This window comes from Butyrivibrio proteoclasticus B316 (assembly GCF_000145035.1).
GTDB classification, from domain to species: Bacteria; Bacillota; Clostridia; order Lachnospirales; family Lachnospiraceae; genus Butyrivibrio; species Butyrivibrio proteoclasticus.
The window spans coordinates 1,992,259-2,018,766 of record NC_014387.1 but is presented as its reverse complement, the minus strand read 5'-3'; the positions used below and the strand labels follow the sequence as shown (position 1 = coordinate 2,018,766).

Annotated in this window: 22 protein-coding genes; 21 read left to right on the top strand and 1 reads right to left on the bottom strand. The window is 39.9% G+C overall.

Annotated features, from left to right (window positions below; genetic code table 11):
- The first annotated feature begins 16 nt into the window (after window positions 1-16).
- The 10 genes from BPR_RS08365 (at window position 17) to rny (ending at window position 11,559) form a co-directional block, all read left to right on the top strand.
- Complete coding sequence (locus BPR_RS08365) at window positions 17-2,341, top strand: U32 family peptidase (protein WP_013281037.1); 2,325 nt, start codon at window positions 17-19, stop codon at window positions 2,339-2,341.
- Window positions 2,342-2,345: 4 nt separating this feature from the next.
- Window positions 2,346-3,731 (top strand): FtsW/RodA/SpoVE family cell cycle protein, encoded by a 1,386-nt coding sequence (locus tag BPR_RS08360; RefSeq protein ID WP_013281036.1) that lies wholly within the window; start codon window positions 2,346-2,348, stop codon window positions 3,729-3,731.
- A complete protein-coding gene (locus BPR_RS08355; protein WP_013281035.1) occupies window positions 3,694-5,154 on the top strand; it encodes a peptidoglycan D,D-transpeptidase FtsI family protein in 1,461 nt (486 codons plus the stop codon). The genes BPR_RS08360 and BPR_RS08355 overlap by 38 nt, the downstream gene beginning before the upstream one ends.
- Window positions 5,155-5,253: 99 nt before the next feature.
- On the top strand, window positions 5,254-5,583 hold the full coding sequence (locus BPR_RS08350; protein WP_013281034.1) for a hypothetical protein: 330 nt from the start codon (window positions 5,254-5,256) through the stop codon (window positions 5,581-5,583).
- Between the two features lie 18 nt (window positions 5,584-5,601).
- Window positions 5,602-6,612 carry a DUF2953 domain-containing protein gene (locus BPR_RS08345; protein ID WP_013281033.1) on the top strand — a complete coding sequence of 337 codons (1,011 nt, stop codon included), beginning with the start codon at window positions 5,602-5,604 and terminating at the stop codon, window positions 6,610-6,612.
- 21 nt (window positions 6,613-6,633) lie between these two features.
- A complete protein-coding gene (locus tag BPR_RS08340; RefSeq protein ID WP_013281032.1) occupies window positions 6,634-7,017 on the top strand; it encodes a GerW family sporulation protein in 384 nt (127 codons plus the stop codon).
- A gap of 30 nt (window positions 7,018-7,047) precedes the next feature.
- A complete protein-coding gene (locus tag BPR_RS19785) occupies window positions 7,048-7,584 on the top strand; it encodes a J domain-containing protein (protein ID WP_013281031.1) in 537 nt (178 codons plus the stop codon).
- Between the two features lie 433 nt (window positions 7,585-8,017).
- Window positions 8,018-9,094 (top strand): recombinase RecA, encoded by a 1,077-nt coding sequence (recA, locus tag BPR_RS08330; RefSeq protein ID WP_013281030.1) that lies wholly within the window; start codon window positions 8,018-8,020, stop codon window positions 9,092-9,094.
- Between the two features lie 104 nt (window positions 9,095-9,198).
- Window positions 9,199-9,819 (top strand): regulatory protein RecX, encoded by a 621-nt coding sequence (locus BPR_RS08325; protein WP_013281029.1) that lies wholly within the window; start codon window positions 9,199-9,201, stop codon window positions 9,817-9,819.
- Window positions 9,820-10,011: 192 nt separating this feature from the next.
- Complete coding sequence (gene rny, locus BPR_RS08320; RefSeq protein WP_013281028.1) at window positions 10,012-11,559, top strand: ribonuclease Y; 1,548 nt, start codon at window positions 10,012-10,014, stop codon at window positions 11,557-11,559.
- A 56-nt stretch (window positions 11,560-11,615) separates the two neighbouring features.
- Here the strand turns inward: rny and BPR_RS08315 are convergent, their stop codons facing one another.
- A complete protein-coding gene (locus BPR_RS08315; RefSeq protein WP_013281027.1) occupies window positions 11,616-12,671 on the bottom strand; it encodes an acyltransferase family protein in 1,056 nt (351 codons plus the stop codon).
- Window positions 12,672-12,849: 178 nt separating this feature from the next.
- Between BPR_RS08315 and BPR_RS08310 the strand changes: the two genes are divergently transcribed.
- The 11 genes from BPR_RS08310 to BPR_RS08265 all read left to right on the top strand — a co-directional run bounded on the left by BPR_RS08310 (window position 12,850) and on the right by BPR_RS08265 (window position 26,507).
- Window positions 12,850-13,215, top strand: a complete 366-nt coding sequence (locus BPR_RS08310) for a metal-dependent transcriptional regulator (RefSeq protein ID WP_013281026.1) — start codon at window positions 12,850-12,852, stop codon at window positions 13,213-13,215.
- Window positions 13,216-13,246: 31 nt separating this feature from the next.
- Entirely contained in the window at window positions 13,247-13,477 is a 231-nt protein-coding gene (locus tag BPR_RS08305) for a DUF3793 family protein (protein WP_013281025.1), read from the top strand.
- A 139-nt stretch (window positions 13,478-13,616) separates the two neighbouring features.
- Window positions 13,617-15,134, top strand: coding sequence for an RsmF rRNA methyltransferase first C-terminal domain-containing protein (locus tag BPR_RS08300; RefSeq protein WP_013281024.1), 1,518 nt, complete (start codon window positions 13,617-13,619; stop codon window positions 15,132-15,134).
- A gap of 84 nt (window positions 15,135-15,218) precedes the next feature.
- Window positions 15,219-16,937 (top strand): ABC transporter ATP-binding protein, encoded by a 1,719-nt coding sequence (locus BPR_RS08295; protein ID WP_013281023.1) that lies wholly within the window; start codon window positions 15,219-15,221, stop codon window positions 16,935-16,937.
- Window position 16,938: 1 nt separating this feature from the next.
- Window positions 16,939-18,669 carry an ABC transporter ATP-binding protein gene (locus BPR_RS08290; protein WP_013281022.1) on the top strand — a complete coding sequence of 577 codons (1,731 nt, stop codon included), beginning with the start codon at window positions 16,939-16,941 and terminating at the stop codon, window positions 18,667-18,669.
- Between the two features lie 399 nt (window positions 18,670-19,068).
- The gene (locus BPR_RS20720; RefSeq protein ID WP_013281021.1) at window positions 19,069-19,212 is read left to right on the top strand and encodes a hypothetical protein; all 144 of its coding nucleotides are present in this window, start codon (window positions 19,069-19,071) and stop codon (window positions 19,210-19,212) included.
- A 146-nt stretch (window positions 19,213-19,358) separates the two neighbouring features.
- A complete protein-coding gene (locus BPR_RS08285) occupies window positions 19,359-20,222 on the top strand; it encodes a tRNA 2-thiocytidine(32) synthetase TtcA (protein ID WP_013281020.1) in 864 nt (287 codons plus the stop codon).
- A gap of 31 nt (window positions 20,223-20,253) precedes the next feature.
- Window positions 20,254-21,900 (top strand): putative manganese-dependent inorganic diphosphatase, encoded by a 1,647-nt coding sequence (locus BPR_RS08280; RefSeq protein WP_013281019.1) that lies wholly within the window; start codon window positions 20,254-20,256, stop codon window positions 21,898-21,900.
- Window positions 21,901-21,928: 28 nt separating this feature from the next.
- Complete coding sequence (locus BPR_RS08275; RefSeq protein ID WP_013281018.1) at window positions 21,929-22,231, top strand: hypothetical protein; 303 nt, start codon at window positions 21,929-21,931, stop codon at window positions 22,229-22,231.
- A 59-nt stretch (window positions 22,232-22,290) separates the two neighbouring features.
- Window positions 22,291-22,773, top strand: a complete 483-nt coding sequence (gene ybaK, locus BPR_RS08270) for a Cys-tRNA(Pro) deacylase (protein ID WP_013281017.1) — start codon at window positions 22,291-22,293, stop codon at window positions 22,771-22,773.
- Between the two features lie 104 nt (window positions 22,774-22,877).
- Window positions 22,878-26,507: an HD domain-containing phosphohydrolase gene (locus BPR_RS08265; RefSeq protein WP_013281016.1), complete on the top strand. Its 3,630-nt coding sequence runs from the start codon at window positions 22,878-22,880 to the stop codon at window positions 26,505-26,507.
- Window position 26,508: the final 1 nt, after the last annotated feature.

Sequence of the window (26,508 nt, the reverse complement as noted above, 5' to 3'; positions counted from 1 at the left end):
TAAATGAGGAAGTAATATGCTAAAGAGAGTAGAATTATTAGCGCCGGCAGGCGGATATGAAACAATGGTAGGTGCATTCAATGCGGGTGCTGATGCCGTTTATCTGGGTGGCTCTAAATTTGGTGCAAGGGCGTATGCTGATAATTTCGATACTCAGCAGGTTCTTGATGCCATCTCTTATGCTCATTTGCATGATAAGAAAATCTATATGACCGTCAATACTCTGGTTAAAGAAAAAGAGATTGGACAGGTTTATGACTTTATGCTTCCTTTTGCAGAAAATAAGCTTGATGGCGTAATTGTCCAGGATTATGGAGTGATGCGACTCATAAGAGATGAGTTCCCTGACATTGAGCTTCATGCCAGTACTCAGCAGACAGTTACAGGCGTATATGGAGCAAGACTTCTCAAAGAGCTGGGCTGTTGCAGAGTAGTACCCGCAAGAGAACTTAGCCTTATGGAGATGCAGGCAATCAGAGAAAAAGCCGGTGTTGAAGTTGAAGCTTTCATCCATGGAGCTATGTGCTATTGCTATTCCGGCGTATGTCTTTTTAGCAGCATGGTTGGTGAGCGCAGCGGTAACAGAGGCAGATGTGCTCAGCCATGCAGGCTTCCATACCAGATACAGGGTAAAAAGGGAGATGAAACCTATCCGCTTAGTCTCAAGGATATGTGTACCATTAACATAATTCCTGAGCTCATCAGAGCAGGAATTGATTCCTTTAAGATAGAAGGCAGGATGAAGAGACCTGAATATGCAGCCGGAGTTACGTCTTTATATCGCAAATATATTGATATGTACTATGAGAATCCTTCCGGAGGTATAAGAGTTTCTGATGAAGACATGGAAATTCTCAAGGGACTGTATCTTAGGACGGGCATTAGTGAAGGTTATTATCATCAGCACAATGGAAGAAATATGGTGACAATCTCATCACCTGCTTATAATGGAACATCTGACAAAGTTCTTACTATGGTAAGAGATAAATATCTGCAGGGCGAGCAGAAGATAAAATGTACTATTGATGCCTACCTTACTCTTGATGAAGCTGCGGTTATTACAATGACAGTCAATAAGGATGGAGAGGATCTTGTTGAAACTGTTACCGGTAATGATGTCCAGGCTGCGTCTAAGAGACCTATGGATGAAGACGCTGTTATAAAGCAGCTTAACAGACTTGGCAACACTCCTTTTGATGCTGAGAGCATAAATGTCAGCATAGAAGATAAGGGCAATGGAAATGGAATTTTTGTTCCTGCAAGTGAACTCAATGAGCTTAGAAGGCTCCTTACAGAGCAGATGCTTGAGAGCTTATCTGCACATTCTAAGAGGCAACTTGATAACAAGGATGCATATCTTACGACTAGTGTAGCAGGATCATCAGAGGAACTTCCAAGGAAAGATAAAAAATATAGACAGATTTATGCAGAAAATGAGCGCAAGGGTGATTATCATATTCTTGTGAATACCAGACCGCAGCTCAAAGCAGTTCTTAACTCTATATCTGAGTATGGTTCCAAACTCAGAATATATGTAGATAGTGACCTTTTCTTTAGTATTGACGAGGGCCTTGCAGCTAGAGTGATGTCTTTTGCCGGGGAGAATGCAGCTGAGTTTATAGTAGCCCTTCCATTTGTTACAAGACAGGAAGAATTTGATGGGTGCGGAGATATACTTGATATCATCAATAATGCTGCTTCCAAGGGCTTTACCGGCATTCTGGTAAGAAATCTTGAGCAGCTTGGTTTTGTAAGAGAGCACTCCTATAGAGGAACTGTTATTCTTGATTATGGCGTTTATGTATGGAATCAGCATGCGGCGGAGCTTTTGAATGAATTGAATAACGTGGATGGCAGCTTTAGAATTGATGAAATATCTGTTCCTCTTGAGCTTACTATTCACGAAGCCAAGGAACTCTCAAAAGCTCTCGATGCTAGAAAACTGATGCCAAGGACTTATAACATTTACGGCAGAACACCTATGATGGTAAGCGCCGGATGTGTCAAGAAGACGATGGATAAATGCAGCGGCAAACTTCATCAGTTTAATCGTGAGGAAACCAGACTGATAGATAGAATGGGGAATGTTCTTCCTGTGACTACTAATTGCAGGAATTGTTATAACGTGATATGGAATGCACATCCCACATCACTTCACAAAAAGTTAGACAGTATTAGAAATACAGAGTTGTTCGATCATTTCAGGATTGACCTTACAACGGAAAGTATGGAGGAGAGTGCTTTGGTTCTTGGGGCCTTTTTGCATGGGGATAAATCAGCTTTTGAAGCTATTGAGCAAAAAGGGTATACAACAGGTCACTTTAAGCGCGAAGTAGAATAGACTAATGGAATTATATGTGACTGAGATTTCTAAATATGTGATCACTCTTTTTCTTTTCCTGTATACGCTTGAAGCTTTTCTTGCTTTTACAAGGAAAAATGAGGAAAAGAGAAAGGGGCTATATATCAGACAGATAATCTGTATGTTTGCTGTACAGATAGCCTGCTTTATACAGATACTGGCAAGAACGGGGAAGGTCAGGTATGCATTCTTTTTTGCCTTTCAGATAATAGTGTTTGTGGCTGTGATCACTCTTTTTTATCTGATATATCCGGACGGTAACAAGCTGATAATCAATAACTGCGTGATGCTTTTGATGATAGGCATGATCATCCTTACCAGATTGTCTTATGATAAGGCGGTTAAACAGTTTTTTATTATCACAGCTTCTTTTATTGTCGGATTCTTTGTGCCGGAACTGATATTCAGGTTCGATTTTCTAAAGAAATATACATGGATTTACGCTGGCGTGGGCATTGTAGCAATTGGAATAGTTCTGATACTTGGAGCTACTATTAATGGCTCTAAGATCAGCTTCTCTGTATCGGGAATATCCTTTCAGCCATCTGAGGTTGTCAAGATAGTATTCCTGTTTTATCTTTCTGCGGCGCTATACCAGGCAGAAGGTTTGTTTGATCTTTTTATGCTCTCTGTTATATCGGCGGCGCATGTGATAATTCTTGTTTTATCCAAAGACCTGGGAAGTGCGCTTATTTTCTTTATTATTTATCTGGCGCTTATTTATATTGCTACAGAAAATATCGGTTATCTTGGAATCGGGCTTGCTGCCGGAGTGCTTGCAAGTGTTGTTGCCTATAAACTCTTTGGCCATATTCAGGTCAGAGTGCAGGCATTTATCGATCCTTTTAGTGACATAGAAAGGTCAGGCTATCAGTTGTCACAGTCTCTTTTTGGAATCAGCAGCGGATGCTGGTTTGGACTGGGATTATATGGTGGCTCTCCCCGTTCTATTCCATATGTTGAGCAGGACTTTATTTTTTCTGCAATAGCTGAAGAACTTGGACTTATATTTGCAGTTCTGATGGTGCTTATCTGTGTCAGCACATTCATTATGCTGCTTCAGGAAGGGTATTATCTTAGAGATAAATTCTACAGACTGATAATTTCGGGAACAGCTGTAGCGTACATATTCCAGACGTTTCTTACAATTGGTGGTGGAGCCAAGTTCATTCCTCTTACAGGAGTTACACTTCCTCTTGTCAGCTATGGTGGAACGTCGGTGCTTGTTACAATCGTCATGATCATGATCGCTGAGGGTATCTGTATGATCAGACAGGAAGAAATTTATGAAGCAAGGGAATTAAGACGCAGAAAGTTGGAGGCTAAAAAGCGTGGACGCAAGCAGGGATACGAGACGGACAGAAATTAAAAGGAAAAAGAAAATAAGATCCAAACCAATAATCGTTTTGGGTACTTTTTATACATTATTGTTTGCTGTACTTATTTGCTATATCTGTAATTATGCTTACAGTAACAGGCAGGTCTTACTTAATAACAGCTATAATACAAGACAGCAGATTCTTTTATCACAGAACTACAGGGGCAAGATACTATCAAGAGATGGAGATGTCCTAGCTTATACGACGACAGGTGAAGACGGCAAGGACCAAAGAGTTTACCCTTATGGCAAAGAATTTGCCCATGTTGTTGGTTATTCTACCAATGGTAAAGCGGGAATTGAGTCACTTGCAAATTATTATCTGATCAATACCAGTATTGAATTGCAGGATAAGGTTGCACTTGATGCGACAGGCTCCAAGTATCCCGGAGATAACGTTTATACTACTCTCGATGTTAATCTTCAGGAGGTGGCTTTTAATGCCCTTTCTGCAAGAAAGGGAGCTATAGTTGTAACTAATCCCAAAACTGGTGAAGTGCTGGCTATGGTATCCAAGCCGGATTATGATCCCAATACAATAGCACAGGAATGGGACAGCCTTATTGCTGATAAGTCTCCTGATGCAAAACTCCTTAACAGAGCAACCCAGGGACTCTATCCGCCTGGATCGACGTTTAAGATTGTGACAGCTCTTGCATATCTGCGGGATCATTCAAATAACTACCAAGACTATAAGTTCAGTTGCAGTGGTAAATATACATATGACGGCAATACGATATCCTGTTTCCATGGCGAGAATCACGGATCTGTAGACTTTGTCAGCTCTTTTGCCAAGTCATGTAACTCATCATTTGCTAACATGGGTGTAAGTATTGATAGAGCAACTTTCGATGATACTCTGGATGACCTGTTATTTAATTCAGAGCTTCCTCTGACAGGTTTATACTCAAAGAGCTCAGCTGTATATGATGCATCAACATCGAGTGAAGACGTAATGCAGTTATCAATAGGGCAGGGTACAACTACGGTTACGCCTATGCATATGAATATGATCACTTGTGCAATTGCAAATAAGGGCGTCCTGATGAAACCATATATGATTTCCTCTGTAAAGAGTGACACAGGTAAATCGGTTAAGAGTTTTTCTTCCGAGAATTATAAGAGACTTATGTCTCAGGACGAGTCAGGAATTCTGACTGAAATGATGCAGCAGGTTGTGCTAAGCGGTACAGCCAGTAAATTAAAGGGCCTCTCTTATACAGCGGCCGGCAAGACCGGATCTGCAGAATATAATACATCAACGTCAGATTCTCATGCCTGGTTTACCGGATTTGCTCCTTATGATGATCCGGAAATATGTGTGACAATCATCGTGGAGGATGCCGGAAGCGGCGGAAGTTATGCAGTTCCAATCGCAAAAAGAATCTTTGATGCATATTTCGGTGTTGAATAGGATAGAATGTCGTGATTTTATGTTATCATAGATAATATGATGAAATTACATTTATGATCCATGACCTGATATTTTCATCATTTACGAGGGAAAACGGTAATGAAAAAAGGCGGTTTTTGCCAGTTTTACAGTAATCTATATTGGGGAAAAAATGTTAAAAAGAGGACTCTGGTAAAATGGAAGTTATATACCGGTAGCGGTCAGTTTAACATTTACTGTGTCACCAGGGCAATGGGTGACAACGATCAGCTTGATATTATTCACTGTGCTTTTTTGAGACAGCCATATTATCGCAAGCATCCTGTCCTGATTTATGGAATTGCATCCAGCTATGAGGAGGCGGTCGACATAGTCCTTAGGATTTCGCAGGAAGCTTCTAATATAGGTATGGATGGCAGACTTGTAGATTACTTACTTACTCAAGAATAATTTTGTTGGGAGCATTATATGCTTACGGGGTTACTTACTGTACTTAAGATAATTGGGATAGCGCTACTTGTCATTTTGGCATTGGTGCTACTGATATTGATACTGGTGTTATTTGTCCCTATAAGGTACAAACTTGACGGGACTATTCCGGAGACTGATCTTGAACAGGGCTTTGATCTTGAAAAGATCATTGGCTCAGCCAGTTTTTCATGGCTTCTTCATTTTATCAGCGGAGGAATACAATATCCTGAGAATAAAGAATTTACAGTCAGGATAATGGGAATTAAGATACTTCCGCGAAAAGAGAAAAATAAAGACAAAGAAAAAAAGAAACGTAAAAAAGAAAAATCTGATAGCGTTAATGAAGATAATAGCCAGGCAGAAGATAGTATCCAAAATGCCGAAGATATAGCTACAGAGGGAAATGAAGATACATCTGATGATGCGAAATCTGATGCGGAACCGGTAGAAAGTGGCAACACAAATTCTGATGAAAGTGATAAAGATTCGGATTCTGAATCCGATACTAATACTAGAACAGATTCTGAAGATAAGGCGCTGATAGAAATTGTACAGGATATTATAGATAAAGTTGAAAATATTCTAAAAACGCCACAAAATGTGCTTGGAAAAATCCAATATACAATATCTAGAGTTTGTGGTAAGATAGGGATGATAAAAACTACACTTGAAAACGATATTTTCAAGCGGGCATTTGAGCTGGTCAAGGGTAAGCTTATTAGAATGATCAGGATGATCTTACCTGATAAATCCAAGGTGGATTTAATGCTTGGACTTGGAGATCCTGCGGATACAGCGCAGGCCATGGCGGCTTATGGAGCTCTTTATCCTGTCCTATTTAAGAGCGTATCATTCAGACCTGATTTTGACAGGAAAGTTATTTATGCAGATGCTCATTTTAAGGGGCACATTACTGTATTTACCATATTGTATTGTGTATGCGTCTGCTACTTTAATAAAGATGTGAAAAAAGTTATCAGGAGATTTAAGAAGATAATAAATTCCTGATGGAATCGTTGGAGGTGTATAGTGAGTAATTTTAATGAGGTTGTGGAGTCTTTACTTGGAGGAATGAACAGGGTCATGGCAGCCAAGACTGTTGTAGGCGAGGCTACCAAGGTTGGAGATACAATTATTGTTCCACTTGTTGACGTATCTTTTGGCGTAGGAGCCGGTTCTTCAGAAGCTGACAAGAAAAACGGTGGTTGCGGAGGTTTTGGTGCCAAGATGTCACCAAGCGCTGTACTTGTTATCAAGGATGGTACTACCAAACTTGTCAATGTCAAGAATCAGGATGCTGTCACCAAGGTACTTGATCTTGTGCCTGACATTGTAGATCGTATTTCTGCCAAGAAAGAAAACATGATGGATGATGACGAGGCAAAAGATATAGCTTTTCCTGACGCGGAATAAGTATGCTGCCTCTTCTTAGGGGGTATCCATATGGAAGAAAGAAGAAATATCGAAGAAATCATACTAAACGGGACAGAGGATGAACTTTCTCAGCTTCGTTTATGGCTGTTTAAAGAGAGTGTAAGGCTTGAGAATCAGGAGAGCGCTCTCGAGGATAGGTATGCCAGGTTGGAAGCAGATGAACGTGCCTTCAAAGAGAGAAGGGATGCTCTTGAGCGTAAACTTGAGAATGCTTCCAAGAAGCTCGATGCTGATAAGGCACTTTTTGAGCAGAGACTACATATTCTCAATAATGGTTATGCTCAGCTTAATATGGATAAGAAGAAACTTGAAGCTGAGTTTGTCAGACTTGAGAGGGAGAAGACTTATCAGAGGCAGAATGAATATGATGCGCTGGATCTTATGTTCAGAGGAGTAGACAGTGCTCTTACTCTCAAGAAGAGATACAAGGATCTTATGAAGATGTTTCATCCTGACAATGTTGCAGGTGATGAGGAAATGGTTCAGCTTATTAATGCTGAATATGCAGCTCTTTGCAGGCAATTCAATATCAGTGTAATAAACTGATCCCGGGTGATATATTCTTTTGAAATAAGCTTTTTATAGCGTAGATAATATCGATATTGAGACATACATAAAATATTAATTTGTTTGATTTAGAATAATATGGTATTGTAAACAAGTCATTGCTCGTCTGAGCAATGACTTGTATATGTTAATCGGGGATTTGTTACTATATGCAGTTATAGAGGGCTTATATTGTCTGCTTTATCGGTGCTGGTAACAATAAAAATTAGTTAGAATTTGTTTTGCAGCTGTACCTCTTATAGTACACTTCAAATGTTATCATGTGTTTAGCATGAAGGCGAGACTGGTTTTAGCTGCAAGTCTGGCGTTTCTGCCGGAATTTTCAAAAAAGATTAAATTATATGTTGACACACCCGAACATCTGTTTTATTATCATTATATACAGAACGGGTGTTCTTGGAAGGAGATTAGTATGGAAAGAAAAGATAAGCAAAAAGCGTTAGAGGCAGCACTTGGACAGATTGAGAAACAGTTCGGTAAGGGTGCTGTTATGAAGCTTGGAGATTCATCTGATACTATGAATGTCGAGACAATTCCAACAGGATCACTTAGTCTTGATATTGCACTTGGCCTTGGAGGAATTCCTAAGGGCAGAATTATTGAGATTTATGGACCAGAGTCCAGTGGTAAGACCACTGTTACTTTACATATGATTGCAGAAGTTCAGAAGAGAGGCGGTATTGCAGGTTTCATCGATGCTGAGCATGCACTTGATCCTGTTTATGCCAAGAATATCGGTGTAGATGTAGATAACCTCTATATTTCACAGCCAGATAGTGGTGAGCAGGCTCTTGAGATCACAGAGACTATGGTTAGATCAGGTGCTATTGATATTGTTGTTGTTGACTCTGTAGCAGCTCTTGTTCCTAAGGCAGAGATTGATGGAGACATGGGCGATTCACATGTTGGTCTGCAGGCAAGACTTATGTCACAGGCTCTTCGTAAGCTTACAGCTGTTATCAGTAAATCAAACTGTACAGTAGTATTTATTAACCAGCTTCGTGAGAAGGTTGGCGTTATGTTTGGTAATCCTGAGACAACTACTGGTGGACGTGCTCTTAAGTTTTATTCTTCAGTACGTATGGACGTTCGCCGTATTGAGGCTATCAAGCAGAACGGTGAAGTAATCGGTAACAGAACAAGAGTCAAGGTTGTTAAGAATAAGATTGCTCCTCCATTCAAAGAGGCAGAATTCGACATTATGTTTGGTAAGGGAATCTCAGCTACCGGTGATATTCTTGACCTTGCTGCCGGCGTTGATATTGTTAACAAGAGTGGTGCATGGTACCAATATGAGGGCGAGAAGATTGGACAGGGTAGAGAAAATGCCAAGTTATATCTTGAAAATAATCCAGCTATCCTTGCAGAAATCGATGCCAAGGTAAGAGCTCATTATGGACTTCCTGTAAATGGAGTAACTGTTCCGGATAAGGGTGAGGCTACTGAAGGAGAGGCAGCACCTGCCAAGAAAACTAAGGCATCCAAATAATTAGTACTCGGCGTTTATTATGGTCGGTGGCAATATGCCACCGACTTTTTGATGATATAGGAAATCGCGAGCGACATTCTTTTTTAATAGAGGGAAGGTTTCTGATGACAATAACGGATATAGTAGAACTTGATAAGAAGAGATGTAAGATCTTTATTGACGGTGAATTTGCATTCGTCCTTTATAAGGGTGAACTAAGAGAATATGATATCAAATCCGGTAATGAGATAAGTGAATCTGTATATGAATCAATAAAATCAGAAGTTTTATCAAAAAGAGCCAAGCTCAGGGCGATGAATCTTTTACAAAAAAAGGATTACACTGAGAAACAGCTAAGGGATAAGCTTCAGGAAGGATTATACTCGCAGGAACTTATTGACGAAGCTATAAATTATGTTAAATCCTATAGATATCTGGATGATGAACGCTTTGCCAGAGATTATATTACATATCATATGGAGATGCGCAGCAGAAATCGTATTCTTCAGGATCTTACAGGTAAAGGGATCAGTAAGGATGTGACCATTTCGATAATGGATGAACTATATTCAGAGTCGGAAGAGATATCAGGGGATATTGAAACTGAACAGATCAATAAACTTCTTATCAAGAAGCATTTTGATAAGGACATGGACTACAAGGATAAACAGAAGATCATGGGCTTTTTGGTCAGACGTGGATACACAATGGATAGTATCCGAAGAGCAATGGAAGAATTTGAATAATAATAGCATAAATATATAGAAATACATAGAAACTCTAGCATTGAATATTTTATAAATTCTTGACACTGCACTTTATAAAAGGTAAAATTTAAGTGTTGTAAAATTGTATTTATGTGCGTTATTTATGGGTGTTTTAGAGCACACTATACAAAATATTGTACAATGAAAATTGAATAAGGAGGTGCTCCTGTAATGGCCGGTATTATTATTGCAGTAGTAGCAACTCTTGTCATTTCTGTACTTGTAACTTGGGTTTTGTCAAACTCATACCATAAAAAGGTAACTGAGGGGAAAATCGGAAGTGCTGAGGAAAGGGCAAGAAAGATTATTGACGAAGCACTCAAAAATGCTGAGGAGACAAAGCGTGAGAAACTTTTGGAAGCCAAGGAAGAAGCGTTGAAGACACGTAACGAATTGGAGAAGGAAGTTAAGGACCGTAGAAATGAGGTTCAGCGCTCAGAGAGAAGAGTTCAGCAGAAAGAGGAAAACGTCGAGAAGAGATCGGAAGCGATTGAGAAGAAAGAGCAGAGTCTTAATGCTCGTGAAGAGGCGCTTAACAAGAAGAGTGAAGAGGTTGCTAAGCTTAATGAACAAAGGCTACAGGAACTTGAGAAAATCTCTGGCTTAACCTCCGAACAGGCAAAAGAGTATCTTTTAAAAATCGTTGAAGATGATGTAAAGCACGAATCAGCTGTCATGATCAAGAACATGGAAGCTGAAGCAAAAGAGGAAGCAGATAAGAGAGCTAAGGAAATTGTAGTTAACGCAATTCAGCGTTGTTCTGCAGACCATGTTTCCGAGACTACTATATCTGTTGTCCAGCTGCCAAATGATGAGATGAAGGGACGAATCATTGGTAGAGAAGGTAGGAACATTAGAACACTTGAGACAATGACTGGTGTTGATCTTATCATTGATGATACACCAGAAGCAGTAGTTATTTCCGGCTTTGATCCTATCCGCCGAGAAGTTGCACGTATAGCTCTTGAGAAGCTTATTGTAGATGGTCGTATCCATCCGGCAAGAATCGAGGAAATGGTTGAGAAGGCACAGAAGGAAGTAGCTGCCAAGATCAAAGAGGAAGGTGAGAATGCTGCTATTGAGGCTGGTGTTCATGGCCTTCATCCTGAAGTGATCAAGATTCTTGGTCGTATGAAATTCAGAACAAGCTATGGTCAGAACTGTTTGAAGCATTCTGTAGAAGTTGCACAGTTGTGTGGACTTCTTGCTTCTGAGCTGGGCCTTGATGTAAGAGTTGCTAAGAGAGCAGGTCTTTTACATGATATTGGTAAGGCTGTTGACCATGAGCTCGAGGGCTCACATATTCAGCTTGGTGTTGATATTTGTAAGAAGTACAAGGAATCTCAGATCGTTATCAACGCAGTAGAGGCTCATCACGGTGATGTTGAGCCACAGTCTCTTATAGCTGTTCTTGTACAGGCTGCTGATACAATTTCATCAGCAAGACCTGGAGCTAGAAGAGAAACTCTTGAAACTTACACATCCAGATTAAAAGAACTCGAAGAAATTACTAATAGCTTTAAGGGTGTTGATCACTCATTTGCTATTCAGGCTGGTCGAGAAGTCAGAGTAATGGTTGTTCCTGAGCAGGTTTCTGATGCAGATATGGTGCTCATGGCTCGAGATATTGCCAAGAAGATTGAGGACGAGATGGAATATCCCGGACAGATCAAGGTTAATATTATCAGAGAGAGTAGAGCAACAGATTACGCTAAGTAAAAAAATAAGAGGTTATCCTATTAGGTAGGGTAACCTCTTTTTTACATCACAGGTAATTATCTGGTATAAATATGAGTGATGCCATTAGTTATCAGCTTGAGCAGTAATGCCAGTACTGATGTGATCACTATTTCTGCCAGGAAGAGTAGTAGTATGTTTAAATTGCTGAAAGCTCTGTTTTGTCCTATCTTTGATAAATGAATGATCACTACATGATGGACAAGGAAGTATTCGTAGCTATATTTTGCTAAGATATTTACAATTTTCATTGGCTTTTGAGCTTTGGTAAATAATGGCTCAAGTCCGGCGAATAAGAGGAAAACTGACAGACACTCTATAGGAATTAAAAAGCTGTGTATTCCAGGAAGCTCAATAGGCATTGCTATGAAAAAAGCATTTAGTATTAGTCCTGCTATACTGATGAAGCTTGGTAGTTTATCAAGTATAGTAGCCAGAAACATTCCAAGGACAAAATCGTAGATTTTGATCACCAGGTTTGTGTACATGGGAACACTATTAAATGCCGGAATACTGCTATACAGAATATTGATGGCAACATAATATATGGTTGCAACAACCATAGTTATATATTTATTCCAAACAAAGGCTTTTCTAAGGAGTGGATATATCAGGTACATGATAAGGAGACAACCCAGAAACCATTCACCGATTCCAAGTGAACAGGTAGCTATTCCGAAACTGTCAAGATAAGCATCTACACCCAGAATTGTAAAAAGAAAGCTAAAGGGGCCTACATTTTTACCTGCAAAAGGATCAGCTAAAGATATCTGACCTGTACATAAAAGAAATATGAAATATCCGGCATAAACTATATAGAAAGGGATAAGTATCTTTTTAAAGCGCTTAGTGTAAAAATTTCTCAAATCAAAAGAAGTCCCATTACTTCCGAGCATCAGACCACATCCGGATAATATAAAGAAAAGTCCTACGCCTATTTTGGCTATATTCATATTGGTATTTTCATAAAGAAAGCGAATACTTGAAAGTTGTCTTATTCCATATATATAAAGTGTGAATAACATGTGGTAGAATACTATTGAGATCATGGATAGTACTCTGAGAACATTCATGAAGTTATATCTTTTTTTCATACATAAGCTCCGTTTTATCTATATTTTTGATGGAATCGAATACATTTAATATTACATCAATACGCAATGCTAATTCAATATTTGCAGAGAAGTGACTAAACTAAAAAATGACACTTGAAAAATTAAATTGCACGCAATATAATATATTCAAGAAAATTTACTTGTGGAGGTGGTAGCAATGCATGAGTCGGGCGAGGATTACATCGAGACAATATATTTGCTCAAGAAGAAAAAAGGTACTGTCAGGTCAATAGATGTAGCTAATGAACTTGGATTTTCAAGACCAAGTGTTTCCAGAGCTGTCAGTATTCTCAAAGAAAATGGACTCATCACAATGGAAGAGGATGGTGAGCTTGCTCTTACAGAAGAGGGCCTTAAGACTGCCAAGCATGTCTATGAGAAGCATACAAATCTTACTAAGTTTCTTATTATGACAGCGGGGGTTAGTGAAGAGATTGCAGAGAATGATGCATGCAGGATTGAACATATTATTAGTCCTGAGACATTTAAGGGCATCAAGAAATATATTAAGGAACACAAATAATTAAATTGAATATGAACCATTTAAAGCGGCCGTGAATGCGCCTTTCCCGCATGAACTTGGTATTGTTCTGGGATACCCGGTGGAAGATGTAAAAGGTTTTATGACAAATGATGGTCAGAACTACATCTTTTCAGGCTACTGGAAGGTATACTGCAGAGCAGAAAGAGCCAGGGCGATATTCAGAGCTTATGACGACTGCGTAGAAGGAATGATGAGAGCCCTGCTCTCGGGAAAGCCTTTTTGCGAAGTGGTAGGATTATGACCATCTGAATAAACATAGAGGTAAAAACTAACTAAACAATTTACACAAACCCAAAAAAGTCATTTTGCAGAATTAATTGGTCTGCGAAATGGCTTTTTTATGTTTGTGTGGTATAGTGTTATAGGTGAGGTGTTTGAATATGTTACCTGTGGCTTTTTGCGAAAGAATGCGCTCTCTTTTGGGCGATGAAGAATACGATAAATTTATAAACAGCTTTGGTGAAACTACTGAGAGATATCATGCTCTTAGAATTAACTCAGTCAAGGCTTCTGATGATATTTCTGATAGGTTGAGAAACATAGGGATCAGTATTTCCGGTGATGACAATAGTGGTTCCAATGCGGCACAAATACAGGTTCCGTGGGAAAAAAACGGCTATTACTACGAAGGAGATGTAGCGCCTGGAAAGAGCCCTTATCATGAGGCTGGTCTATATTACATCCAGGAGCCTAGTGCAATGGCTCCGGTACACTACCTTGATCCTAAACCCGGTGAGAAAATTCTTGATCTGTGCGCTGCTCCCGGCGGTAAATCAACTCAGATTGCCGTCAGAATGGGTGGGAGCGGTATTCTTGTTACAAATGAGATCAATAGGGACAGAGCCCGTATACTATCTCTTAATATCGAGAGATTAGGAATCACTAATGCACTAGTTTTGAACGAGACTCCTGAGAACCTTGCAAATGTTTTTGAGGGGTATTTTGACAAGATACTTGTAGATGCTCCATGTTCGGGTGAAGGAATGTTCAGGAAAAATGAGAATGCCTCTTCTGAATGGAGCCCTGAAAATGTTGAGCTATGTGGCATAAGGCAAAAAGAGATATTAGATGCTGCTTCAAGGATGCTTCTTCCGGGAGGAAGACTTGTTTTTTCTACATGTACATTTGCACCTACGGAAAATGAAGAATCTATTTGCAGATTTCTTTCAGGACACCCGGATTATCACGTTGCTGATATTCAGATGTTTGATGGCATGGATCACGGCAGAAGTGAATGGATCTCTGATAAATGTATTCAGGCATGTGGACTTTCTCAGGAACAGGAGAGCAGTATCAGGGCTGAGGTAAATAAATCTGTAAGATTATGGCCTCATAAGCTTCGCGGTGAGGGACATTTTTTGTGCGTTCTAGAAAGAGACGGAGAATTGATTGACAGAACTAAGGATAATTATGTCCCCGGAGGAAGAAATCTTGCTGCCAAAAAAGAAATCCAGAAACTATTCTGGGACTTTGCAGGCGAGAGCCTTTCTTTTGCTGATGAAAAAGAAAAGGTACTAACAAGTGGCCTTAGGCTTGATGGAACACTATTTATGTTTGGAGAGCAGCTGTACATATGTGACAGTAAAATGCCCGGAATACATGGACTTAAGTGTATGAGACCCGGACTTCATCTTGGGACTATCAAAAAAGACCGTTTTGAGCCATCCCATGCTTTGGCGCTTGCTATTAAAAAAGAAGATGCAAAAAACACTATTTCTTTTGCAGAAGACAGCAATGAAATAAGACAATACCTTAATGGCCAGACTGTCAAATGCAGTAAGGATGCGCCTAAGGGCTGGACAGTAGTCTGTGTGGATGATTACAGCATAGGCTGGGCCAAGCAGGCAGGCGGAGTCCTCAAAAACCATTATCCAAAGGGACTTAGGATAAATTATTAAGCTATATTTTTGTTTATGATTTGTTTTCTTGGGGGATATTTTTATAAATAATACGTAAAAGTGCATTGGCACAGAGGAGTATGAGTGAGAAAACTTCTGATTTATCTTAAAGACTATAAAAAAGAAACAATACTTGGACCGCTTTTTAAGCTGCTTGAGGCATCATTTGAACTAATGGTACCCCTTGTAATAGCAGCAATGATCGATAAAGGAATAGCAAATGGGGATAAAGGGTATGTTGGCAGAATGTGCCTCATACTCATTTTATTGTGCTTTGTTGGATTTATAAGTGCAGTTACAGCCCAGTATTTTGCGGCGAAGGCTGCGGCCGGATTTGCCAAGAAGACCAAGAAAGCTTTATTTGATAATATTCAGAAGCTTTCATTTTCTGACATGGACAGAATTGGCACTGCAGCCATGATAACCAGAATGACAAGTGACATGAATCAGGTTCAGCAGGGCGTTAACATGACAATAAGGCTTCTTTTGAGATCGCCATTTGTTGTCTTCGGAGCCATGATCATGGCATTTACAATAGATGCAAGACAGGCACTTATTTTTGCGGTTACAATAGTCCTTTTGTTTATCGTAGTTGTTTCGATAACAGCCTGGAGCATTCCAAGATATGAGAAGATTCAAAGCGGCCTTGATGTGCTCCTTCGATATACAAGGGAGAATCATACAGGTGTAAGGGTTATTAGAGCATTTGGCCTTGAAGATGAGGAAAAAGATAAGTTCAACAGCCAGAATAACCATCTGATGGGAATGCAGAAATTTGTGGGAAGCATTACAGCTTTAATGAATCCTCTGACTTATGCGATTCTTAATCTTTCAATTGCTTATCTCATATATAAAGGAGCCTTTCTTGTAAATACAGGAGATCTTACTCAGGGACAGGTAGTTGCTCTATATAACTATATGTCACAGATTCTTGTTGAGCTTATAAAACTTGCTAATCTTGTTATAACTATGACCAAGGCAGTTGCTTCAGGAAACAGAGTTCAGGAGCTCATGGAGCTTAAGCCTTCAATGAAGGACGGCTCAGTTACAACATTTGATAAGACTGAAGATCATGTGGTCTTTGACAAAGTTTGTATGCGCTATGAAAAAGATAGTGAGGATTCTCTTGCCAATATAACATTTACGGCTAAGAGAGGAGAGAGAATAGGAATTATAGGCGGAACAGGAAGCGGTAAGTCTTCCCTTATAAATCTTATTCCAAGATTTTATGATACAAGAGAAGGCAGTGTATCGATTGATGGCAGAGATGTCAAAGATTACAGAATGGAAGCTCTTAGAGAGAGAATAGGAATAGTTCCTCAGAAGGCAGTTCTTTTCCATGGAAGTATCAGAGATAACATGAAATGGGGCAAGGCTGATGCAACCGATGAAGAAATATATGAGGCACTTACTATTGCTCAGGCCAAAGAGGTAGTTGAAAGTAAAGATGGCGGGCTTGATCATATGGTAGCACAGGGAGGCAAGAATTTCTCTGGCGGTCAGAAGCAGAGACTTACAATTGCAAGGGCACTTGTGCGTAAGCCTGAAATTCTGATACTTGATGATAGCGCATCAGCTCTTGATTATCTTACTGATAAGAATCTTAGGGCTGCAATTGCAGGTATGGATAACCCTCCGACGACATTTATAGTTTCTCAGAGAACCTCTGCAGTAATGGGATGCGATAAGATAATTGTTCTCGAAAATGGAGAAGTGGCCGGGATTGGTACTCATGAGCAGCTCCTTGACAGCTGTGAACTTTACAGAGAAATATATGATTCACAGTTTAAGAAGGAGGCTTGACATGAAAAAAGGTACACTTAAAAAAGTTCTGCGCTATGCAGGAAAATATCGTTTTCTTATCGTTGTATCAATGGCACTTGCTATAGTTACAGCGCTTTTGTCATTGTATGTTCCTATTTTGGCCGGCCGCGCAATTGATCATGTGGTTGGAAGAGGAAATGTTGATTTTGATAAAGTTGTAAAGATACTTTTGAACATGGTTGTCAGTGTCCTTTTGATTTCTGTATGTCAGTGGATCATGAATATGGCTAACAACAAGATCACATTTGCTGTTGTAAGAGATGTGAGAACAGAGGCCTTTGGAAGACTTCAGAAGCTTCCCTTTGAGTATCTTGATACCAAACAGACAGGAGACATTGTATCCAGGATAATATCAGATGTTGACCTTTTTTCTGACGGACTCCTTATGGGATTTACTCAGCTTTTTACAGGAATAGTGACTATTGTTGGAACACTCATTTTTATGTTCTATCTTAATTACAAGATAGCACTTGTGGTAGTTGTCCTGACTCCGCTTTCTCTTTTTGTTGCCAAGTTTGTAGCTGACAGATCATTTAAACTGTTCAAAGCCCAGAGTGTTGCCAGAAGTGATCAGACTTCTTTTGTTGATGAGATGGTAGGTAATCTTTCTGTTGTTAAGGCCTTTGCTCACGAAGATGAGAATATGGATATATTTGGGGAGATTAATGACAGACTTGAAGTTGCCAGTGTCAAAGCAACTTTTATTTCATCTCTAACCAATCCAAGTACAAGATTTATCAATAACCTGGTATATGCGGCCGTTGCTCTTTTTGGAGCACTTTCCTGTATTTCAGGCGGAATGACGGTCGGAGGCCTGACTATTTTCCTTAGCTATGCTAATCAGTATACTAAGCCTTTTAATGAGATTTCAGGTGTAGTCACAGAGCTCCAGAATGCACTTGCCTGTGCAGAGCGAGTTTTCGCTCTGATCGAAGAGCAAAAAGAGACACCTGATAAAGAATCAGCGCCTGATAACCTTAATCTGGACGGAGACGTGCTGATTTCAGATGCTTCTTTTTCTTATGATAAGAGCAAGAAACTTATTGAAAATCTTAATCTTGATATAAAGAAGGGACAGAGAGTTGCGATTGTTGGACCTACGGGCAGCGGAAAAACTACACTTATCAACCTTCTCATGAGATTCTATGATGTAGATAAGGGCAGTATAAAGGTGGACGGATTTGACATCAGAGATATAAAAAGAGCTGATCTAAGAGAGAACTTTGGAATGGTTCTGCAGGAGACATGGCTGAGAAACGGTACGATCAAGGATAATATAACTCTTGGAAGAGAAGGTTTTACTGATGAAGATATAATTGCTGCGGCCAAGGCTTCACATGCTCACAGCTTTATCAAAAGGCTTCCAAATGGATATGACACAGTTATTTCTGAGAATGGCGGCAATCTATCTCAGGGCCAGAAACAGCTTCTATGCATTACCAGGGTTATGCTCCATATTCCGCCAATGCTGATACTTGATGAAGCTACGTCTTCAATTGATACAAACACTGAGATCAGGATCCAAAAGGCCTTTAACAAGATGATGCAGGGCAGGACAAGCTTTATTGTTGCCCACAGATTATCGACAATAAAAGAAGCAGATGTGATCCTTGTCATGAAGGATGGCCATATAATAGAACAGGGTAACCATCAGACACTTCTTGATCAGAAAGGCTTTTACTATAACCTTTATAACAGCCAGTTTGCTTGATAAAAAACTCCTTTTTCTTAACTTGCTATGATATAATAGCCTTTGTGTTGTTAGGAAAGGGGAGTTTTCGCATTACAGCTTCCTAAGGGAGTTTCTGCAAATGCCGGCACATCTTTATACAATTATGGAAATACATATGCTCAGTCAGGTGCACAGGCTCAGGATGCTGAATATTTCGAAAAAGATACTGAGCTGACCTCAGAATTAGAGGAAAATGGCAACATAGAAGAAGCTGAGAAAACAGAGGATTCTCAGACAATTGAAGCTATAACAAGCTCTTCAGAAGAAGGCGGCCCACTTATTTTCAATCAGTATAATACCAAGTACGCAGCAGCGACTATTGAGGGGAATACCTTCACAAGTAATGCTCTTGGCCTTACCTTTGAGGCACCGTCAAACATGAAGTTTCATAGTGATGAGGAACTTGCCGGTATAGATAATATATCTACAGATGATTTTGCACAGAGTATGGCAGATGATGTAAACGGAGGCAAGATCAGAAACAGTACGTATTCATATATAAAGGATATGTTGGATACATAATTGCCTATGGCGAGAGTGATGAGCAGTGCAATCAGTATCTTGATGCATTTAAAAGTGTGGAGTAAAAAACAAGTATTTGAGAATGAATTTGTGTGGCGGGATGACCAAATTTAGCGTATTTATGATATTTGGAGGATTTGATCAGAATGTCTGATAAGAGCACAGATCGTTGCAGGGATATAGAACGATCAATTATAAAGAAATACAGAAAAGAGATATGGTGTAAGTTTACTAAGGCGATCAACACCTATGATCTTATTCAGGATGGCGATAAGATAGCTGTTTGTATCTCGGGCGGTAAAGATTCAATGCTCCTGGCCAAGCTTTTTCAGGAACTTGCCCGCCATGGCAAGCATAATTTTGAAGTTATCTTTCTTGCGATGAATCCGGGATACAGTGATGCCAATTATCAGAATATCCTCAGAAATGCTGAGCTTATGAATATTCCTCTTACCATTTTTGAATCAGATATTTTTGATGTTACAACTAAGGTTGGAGGCTCACCATGTTATCTTTGCGCCAGAATGAGAAGAGGTGCTCTTTATAGTAAGGCGCAGGAACTTGGCTGTAATAAGATAGCCCTGGGACATCACTTTGATGATGTTATTGAGACTATTTTTATGGCTATGATGTATGGCGGACAGATTCAGACAATGATGCCTAAGCTACACAGTACTAATTTTAAGGGCATGGAGCTTATCAGGCCTCTTTACCTTGTGAGAGAGGAAGACATTGTTCACTGGATGAACTATAATGAGCTTAAATTTATCCGCTGTGCCTGCAAGCTTACTGAGCAGCTTGAAAAAGAAGGAAATCTTCATAATGACAGCTCAGTTTCGAAGAGAGCTGAGACAAAAGCTATTATCAGAAAACTTAGAGATATTAATCCATATTTAGAGTCAAATATCTTTAAAAGTGTGGAAAATGTAAGTATTAATGCGTTAATATGTTATAAGGACGAGAATGGAGTGAAACATCATTTCCTTGAGAATTACGATTCGCGGGAATGATATTGTAGTAGTGAATAATTTAGGAGAATTTATGAATAATCAGAACAGACCGGTCATAGTTATGGGACACAAGAATCCTGATACGGATTCAATCTGTGCGGCTATAACTTATGCCAATTTGAAAAGAAAGGTGACGGGCGGAGATTATATCGCTTGCAGAGCAGGACATCTCAACGAAGAAACCCAGTTTGTACTGTCACATTTTGGAGTAGAAACACCTTCATATGTCAAGGACGTCAGAACACAGGTCCGTGACATGGAGATAAGAATGCTTGATGGAATCGACAGAAACCTTTCTCTTAAAAATGCCTGGTCCAAGATGAGAGATGCAGGAGTTGTAACCCTGTGCGTGACAGAGGGCGATGAACTTAGCGGTATTGTAACAACTAATGATATTGTTGAGACCTATATGGATGTTATTGACCCTAAGATTCTATCAGAAGCCGGAACCTGTTACAGAAATATAGTTGAGACTCTTGGCGGAGAGCTTATAGTCGGTGAAATAAATGACGTTCTCACAAAAGGCAAGGTTGTAATTGCTGCTGCTAATCCCGATATGATGGAAAATGTTATTGAGGAAGGAGATGTAGTAATCCTTGGTAACAGATATGATATGCAGTTGTGCGCTATAGAAATGAATGCCGGATGTATCATAGTCTGCGAGGGCGCAGATGTTGCCAAGACTATTCAGATACAGGCAAGAGAACATGGTACCAAGATCATTACAACTCCGCATGATACTTTTATTGTGGCAAGACTCATCAATCAGAGTATGCCGATTGAGCATGTCATGAAAAAAGATGGCCTTGTATGCTTCCACATGGATGATTACATTGAAGATATTCAGGAAGTAATGGCTTCTATGAGGCACAGATATTTCCCGGTTCTTGATAAGAATGATCACTACATTGGTATGATCAGCCGAAGAAACTTCCTTGGTGCACGTAAGAAGCAGCTGATCCTTGTGGATCACAATGAGAAAAATCAGGCTGTTAACGGAGCAGATGGTGCAGAAATTCTCGAGATCATCGATCATCACAGACTTCGCACTATCGAGACTGCAGGCCCTGTTTTCTTTAGAAATCAGCCACTTGGATCTACATGTACTATTATTTACCTTATGTACAAGGAGTATCAGGTAGAAATAGACAAGACTACTGCAGGACTTTTACTTGCAGCTATTTTGTCTGATACGCTTATGTTTAAGTCACCTACCTGTACAAATGTCGACAAAAAAGCAGGCGAAGAACTTGCAGGTATTGCCGGTGTTGACTATGAGTCTTTTGCTAAGGAAATGTTCCATGCAGGCTCTAACCTTAGTGACAAGACTGCAACAGAGATCCTTCATCAGGATTTCAAGAAGTTTACGGTTGATGATCTTACAATTGGAATAGGACAGATCAACTCCATGAGCGCAGAAGAACTGATCGAAATCAAGAACAAGATCCAGCCGGAGCTTAATAATGTTACTTCTGATGATGGACTTGATATGCTGTTCTTCATGCTTACTGATATTATTGATGAATCATCTGAAGTTATATTTGCCGGTAATAAGGCTCAGCATACACTTAGCTCTGCATTTGGGGTGAGTGTAGAGGGAAATAGTGTCAAGCTGCCGGGAGTGGTATCTCGTAAGAAACAGCTCCTTCCTTCAATCGTAGAAACCATTCAGCAGTGAGCCATTTTTATATGTATATGGGGGATTTATGGACGAACTGAGAACAAAGTTACTTCATGAAATTATGGGAATTTATGGTCCGAATCAGGGACAGAGCATTGGGGCGGTGATAATACCGGCTTTTGTGTCTGATTTTAAAAGTGTTGTCGAGAAGAGTGATGGCTTAGGTGAAGTTTCAGAAGAGTACATGACTGAGGACAAGAGAATACATCTTGTTCTGTATGGTAGGAAATCTCTTGGTAAAAAAGGCATGAGTAGTTATGTTACTAATGCCAGATTTAACGGGAAAAACCTGTTTGATAGTTTGGAAGAGCAGCATATAGCCTTATAAGGCTATGTGCTGTCTTTGTATTGCTGAATATATAATGGAATAGAAAGTGATTTTAAGCTATGAAAAAAGAAGAAAAGACAAATGTGATGAGGGTTCTTGATGGGAAAAAGATCTCTTATGTGAGCCACTCTTATGAACCGGATGCTACTCTGACAGGGGAGGAGATTGCAGGTATACTCGGTGAAGATTCAGGGAAAGTGTTCAAGACTCTGGTAACTCAGGGAAAGAGCGGAGCTTACTATGTTTTCGTTATTCCGGTCACGGAGGAACTTGACCTTAAAAAGGCTGCCAAGGCTTCGGGAGAAAAGGCGGTCAGTATGATAAAGCAAAAAGAACTGCTCCCATTAACAGGCTATGTACATGGCGGATGTTCACCAATTGGCATGAAGAAGCAGTTTCCAACGTTTATTCATGAAACGGCATCAGATTTAGATAAGATTTATGTCAGTGCCGGCAAGGTTGGATTTCAGATAGAATTATCTCCACAGGATCTGATAACTGTTTCCAGAATAACCACAGCGGATTTGATTATGAATATTTAATTGGAATTTAATATTTATTTTAGACATTTTATCGTATGATTAATAATATGAATAGCTTTCTGTCTCTGATATTCATAATTGAGTAGTGGGGAGAATACTAATATATGATAAAATGGAAAAACTGGCAAATAGTTCTGTTTACTGTTTTATGTGTAGCTATGAATCTTGGAGGGAAGTTTCTGACGACTTATTTTGAACTTCCGATATGGGGAGATTCATTTGGTACTGCGCTTTGCGCTTATGTAGCAGGTCCTTTCTGTGGAGCAATAGTAGGCATGACAGGAAACCTGGCATATTCAATGATCAATCCGCTTTCATCTGCCTATGCAATTACCAGTATTGCTCTTGGCCTCATTGTAGGTCAGGCAGCCCGAAAAGGTTGGTTCAATCAATTCTATGGCTTTATGAAGGCCGCTTCTTTGACTGTTCTTACGGCACTTGTCGTGTCAGTTCCGGTAAATATCATATTTGATAATGGTTATACGGGCAATAAATGGGGAGATGGTGTTATCGACTATTTCCTTGGGAAAGACTGGCCTATTTTTGTGTGCACTATACTTGGCCAGTTGATCCTTGAATTTGTTGACAAAGTTATTACTATAGCAACTATTTATATCGCTATCCTTATACGCCGTTTTTATCAGACGCAGAAAGATGAGGAACAGCCTGAAAAGAAAGCATCTACTGTTGTGGGCATCTTGATACTATGCATGCTGTCAGGGCTTCTTTTACCTGTAAGATCAGCTGCCCGGGAGGAGACAATCCAGGAAACCGCTGATTACAACGATTATGTTCAAACTGTATATAGCAGTAATAATGGTCTTCCCTGTGGTGAAGCAAACGATATTGTTCAGACTAATGATGGCGTATTGTGGATAGGCACTTATGCCGGATTATACAGATATAATGGCCAGGAGTTCAGGTGGATCGACGACTATGAGTCTGTCAAGAATGTAAACTGCCTTTATGTTGATGAAGAGGGACGTTTATGGATTGGAACCAATGACAATGGCTTGGCGATTGTGATCAGAGAAGAAGTCGTAAACGTGCTTGATGAAGCGAGCGGGCTTCCATCAAATTCTGTGCGAAGTATAGTAAGGGCTACAGATGGCTATTACTATGTTGGTACTACCAGCAGCCTTATGGTCCTTCAAATGAATAACGGACTGAAATCTATAGGAACACTTGATAAAGTCAACTATACAGATAGTATCAGTGCGGATGAAGATAATCATGTTGCAACTGTATCTTCTGATGGACATCTTTTCCTTATGGAGGGTGGTGCAATATTAGACGACCTTCAAATGAAGGATGAACAGGAAGTTTTTAAGTGCTGCAAATTTGCTCCTAACGGAATACTGATGGTGGGCACCAGCCTTAACCATGTATACAGCTACGAAGTATCTCATCACGTGCTGAAACTTATAGGTGTCAAGACTTGTAACGATATAAAGGAAATCAATAACATCAACTTTATTGATGATAAGACGATGTTTATATGCGCAGATAACGGCGTGTCATATTTTGACGCCAGTGGTTATCATGCGCTTAATACCAATGACTTTGCCAATTCAATTGATAATATGCTATGCGACTATCAGGGAAATCTATGGTTTACTTCATCGCGTCTGGGACTTATGCGACTTGCGAAATCTCCATTCAAGGATGTTTACGGTTCTGTTGGCATGGAGCGCAGCGTTGTAAATACAATAGTTTTCTGGCAGAACAATTACTACATCGGAACTGATAATGGACTGGATGTAGTTGATAGAGAATGCCGTAATGAGATAGAAAATGATCTGACGAGCAAACTTTCTGATAAACGTATCAGATGTATGTATGTTGATTCTAACGACCATCTGTGGGTGTGCACTTATGGAAACGGTCTTATGGAATATGCATCAAACGGCTCATCATGGGAATACAACGCTGATAATGGAAGCTTTGGTAACCGCGCAAGGATGGTTAGTCAGATGGCTGATGGAACGATCCTGGCAGCCGGTGATACAGGTATCAGCTTTATTAAAAATCATAGAGTTACACAGACAATCAAAAATGAAGATGGATTGATCAATTCGATGATACTTTCCATTACTGAGAGAAAGGATGGATCTATTCTTGCGGGCACAGATGGAGACGGTATTGCTGTTATAAGAGATGGCAATGTCGTTGATATGATTACAAGAGACGATGGCCTTAGCAGCGAGGTTATTCTCCGTACGGTAAAGGATCCCAAATCTGAGGGCGTATTTATAGTTACCAGTAACAGCCTATGCTACATGGATACGGATAATAAGATCCGTGTCTTAGATAAATTTCCTTACTTTAATAACTATGATATATGGGTTAAGGATGAGGATACTCTTTTTGTAATGTCCAGTGCCGGAATCTATGTTGTTGAGCGTGACGAGCTTGTAGAAGGCGGAGAAGTTGCCTGGGAGCTTTTAGACGCCAGAAGAGGACTTGGAACATCGCTCACCGCCAATTCCTGGAACTACTATAACGGAAATGGTGAACTGTTTCTTCCTTGTGATACCGGTGCATATATTATTGATGTAGAAAAATACAATAGCGACGTGCGCTCTTACAGAATGCAACTTGCGTCTGTAAGGCTTGATGGAACTCTGCATCCAATGGACAGAACCGGAGTCATAACAATTGGAAGAGGCGTTAGCCGTATAGAACTTGGACCTGAAATACTTAATTATACTATCCAGGAACCTAATGTAGGATATTATCTGGAGGGGTACGACACCCAGTGGACCATAGTTCCTCAGAACAGCCTTAACAATATTATTTATTTAAACCTACCTTCGGGAGAATACACTTTCCATCTGGCTATTTTGGATAGTGCCGGTGAGAAGGTTCTTGAAGAGAGAACGTTTAAAGTTGTTAAAGTAGGCGAGTTCTATGAGCAAAAGGGATTCCATATCTATATGGTAATAGTCTTTGCTCTTAGCCTTATATGGTTCACATGGCTTATCGTTCAAAGACAGCTTAACCAGTCGCAGATCAAGATCAATATGGCCAACGAAACCGTAATGGCTATTGCTAATTCAGTCGATGCTAAAGACGTTCGTACAAGTCAGCATTCCTCAAGAGTTGCGGAGTACTCAGTTCTCATAGCAAGAGAAATGAAGTGTTTTAAGTGGTGGCAGAGAGACAGGGCATTGTCTAATTTACGCAAGGCTGCACAGATGCATGATATAGGAAAAATAGGTATTCCCGACAGTGTTCTCAATAAAGTGGGAAGACTTACTGATGAAGAGTATGCCAAGATGAAGTCACATGTTGTTGGTGGAGCAGAAATACTCAAGGATTTTACCTTGGTTGAACACGTTGTTGATGGAACAAGGTATCATCATGAACGCTTTGATGGACGTGGCTATCCTGACGGACTTAAAGGAGATGAAATTCCTCTTTTTGCAAGGATAATTGCTGTTGCGGATGCCTTTGATGCCATGACATCTAATCGTGTATATCGCAATCATATGGATAGCGACTATGTTATGAATGAGATGAAGCGCGGCCGCGGAACGCAGTTTGATCCTGAAGCTCTTGATGCATTCTTAAGGCTCGTTGATAAAGGAGTTATAAACCTTGATGAAATCTATGCTCAGAAGCAGTCGGAAATTCAGGAGGTGAGCAAGGAAGCCCAGCAAGAGCTAGACAGAAGAAATAAAGAAGATAAGCAGATTCAGGCAGAACAAATGAAAAAGGATGAAAGGAGCTAAG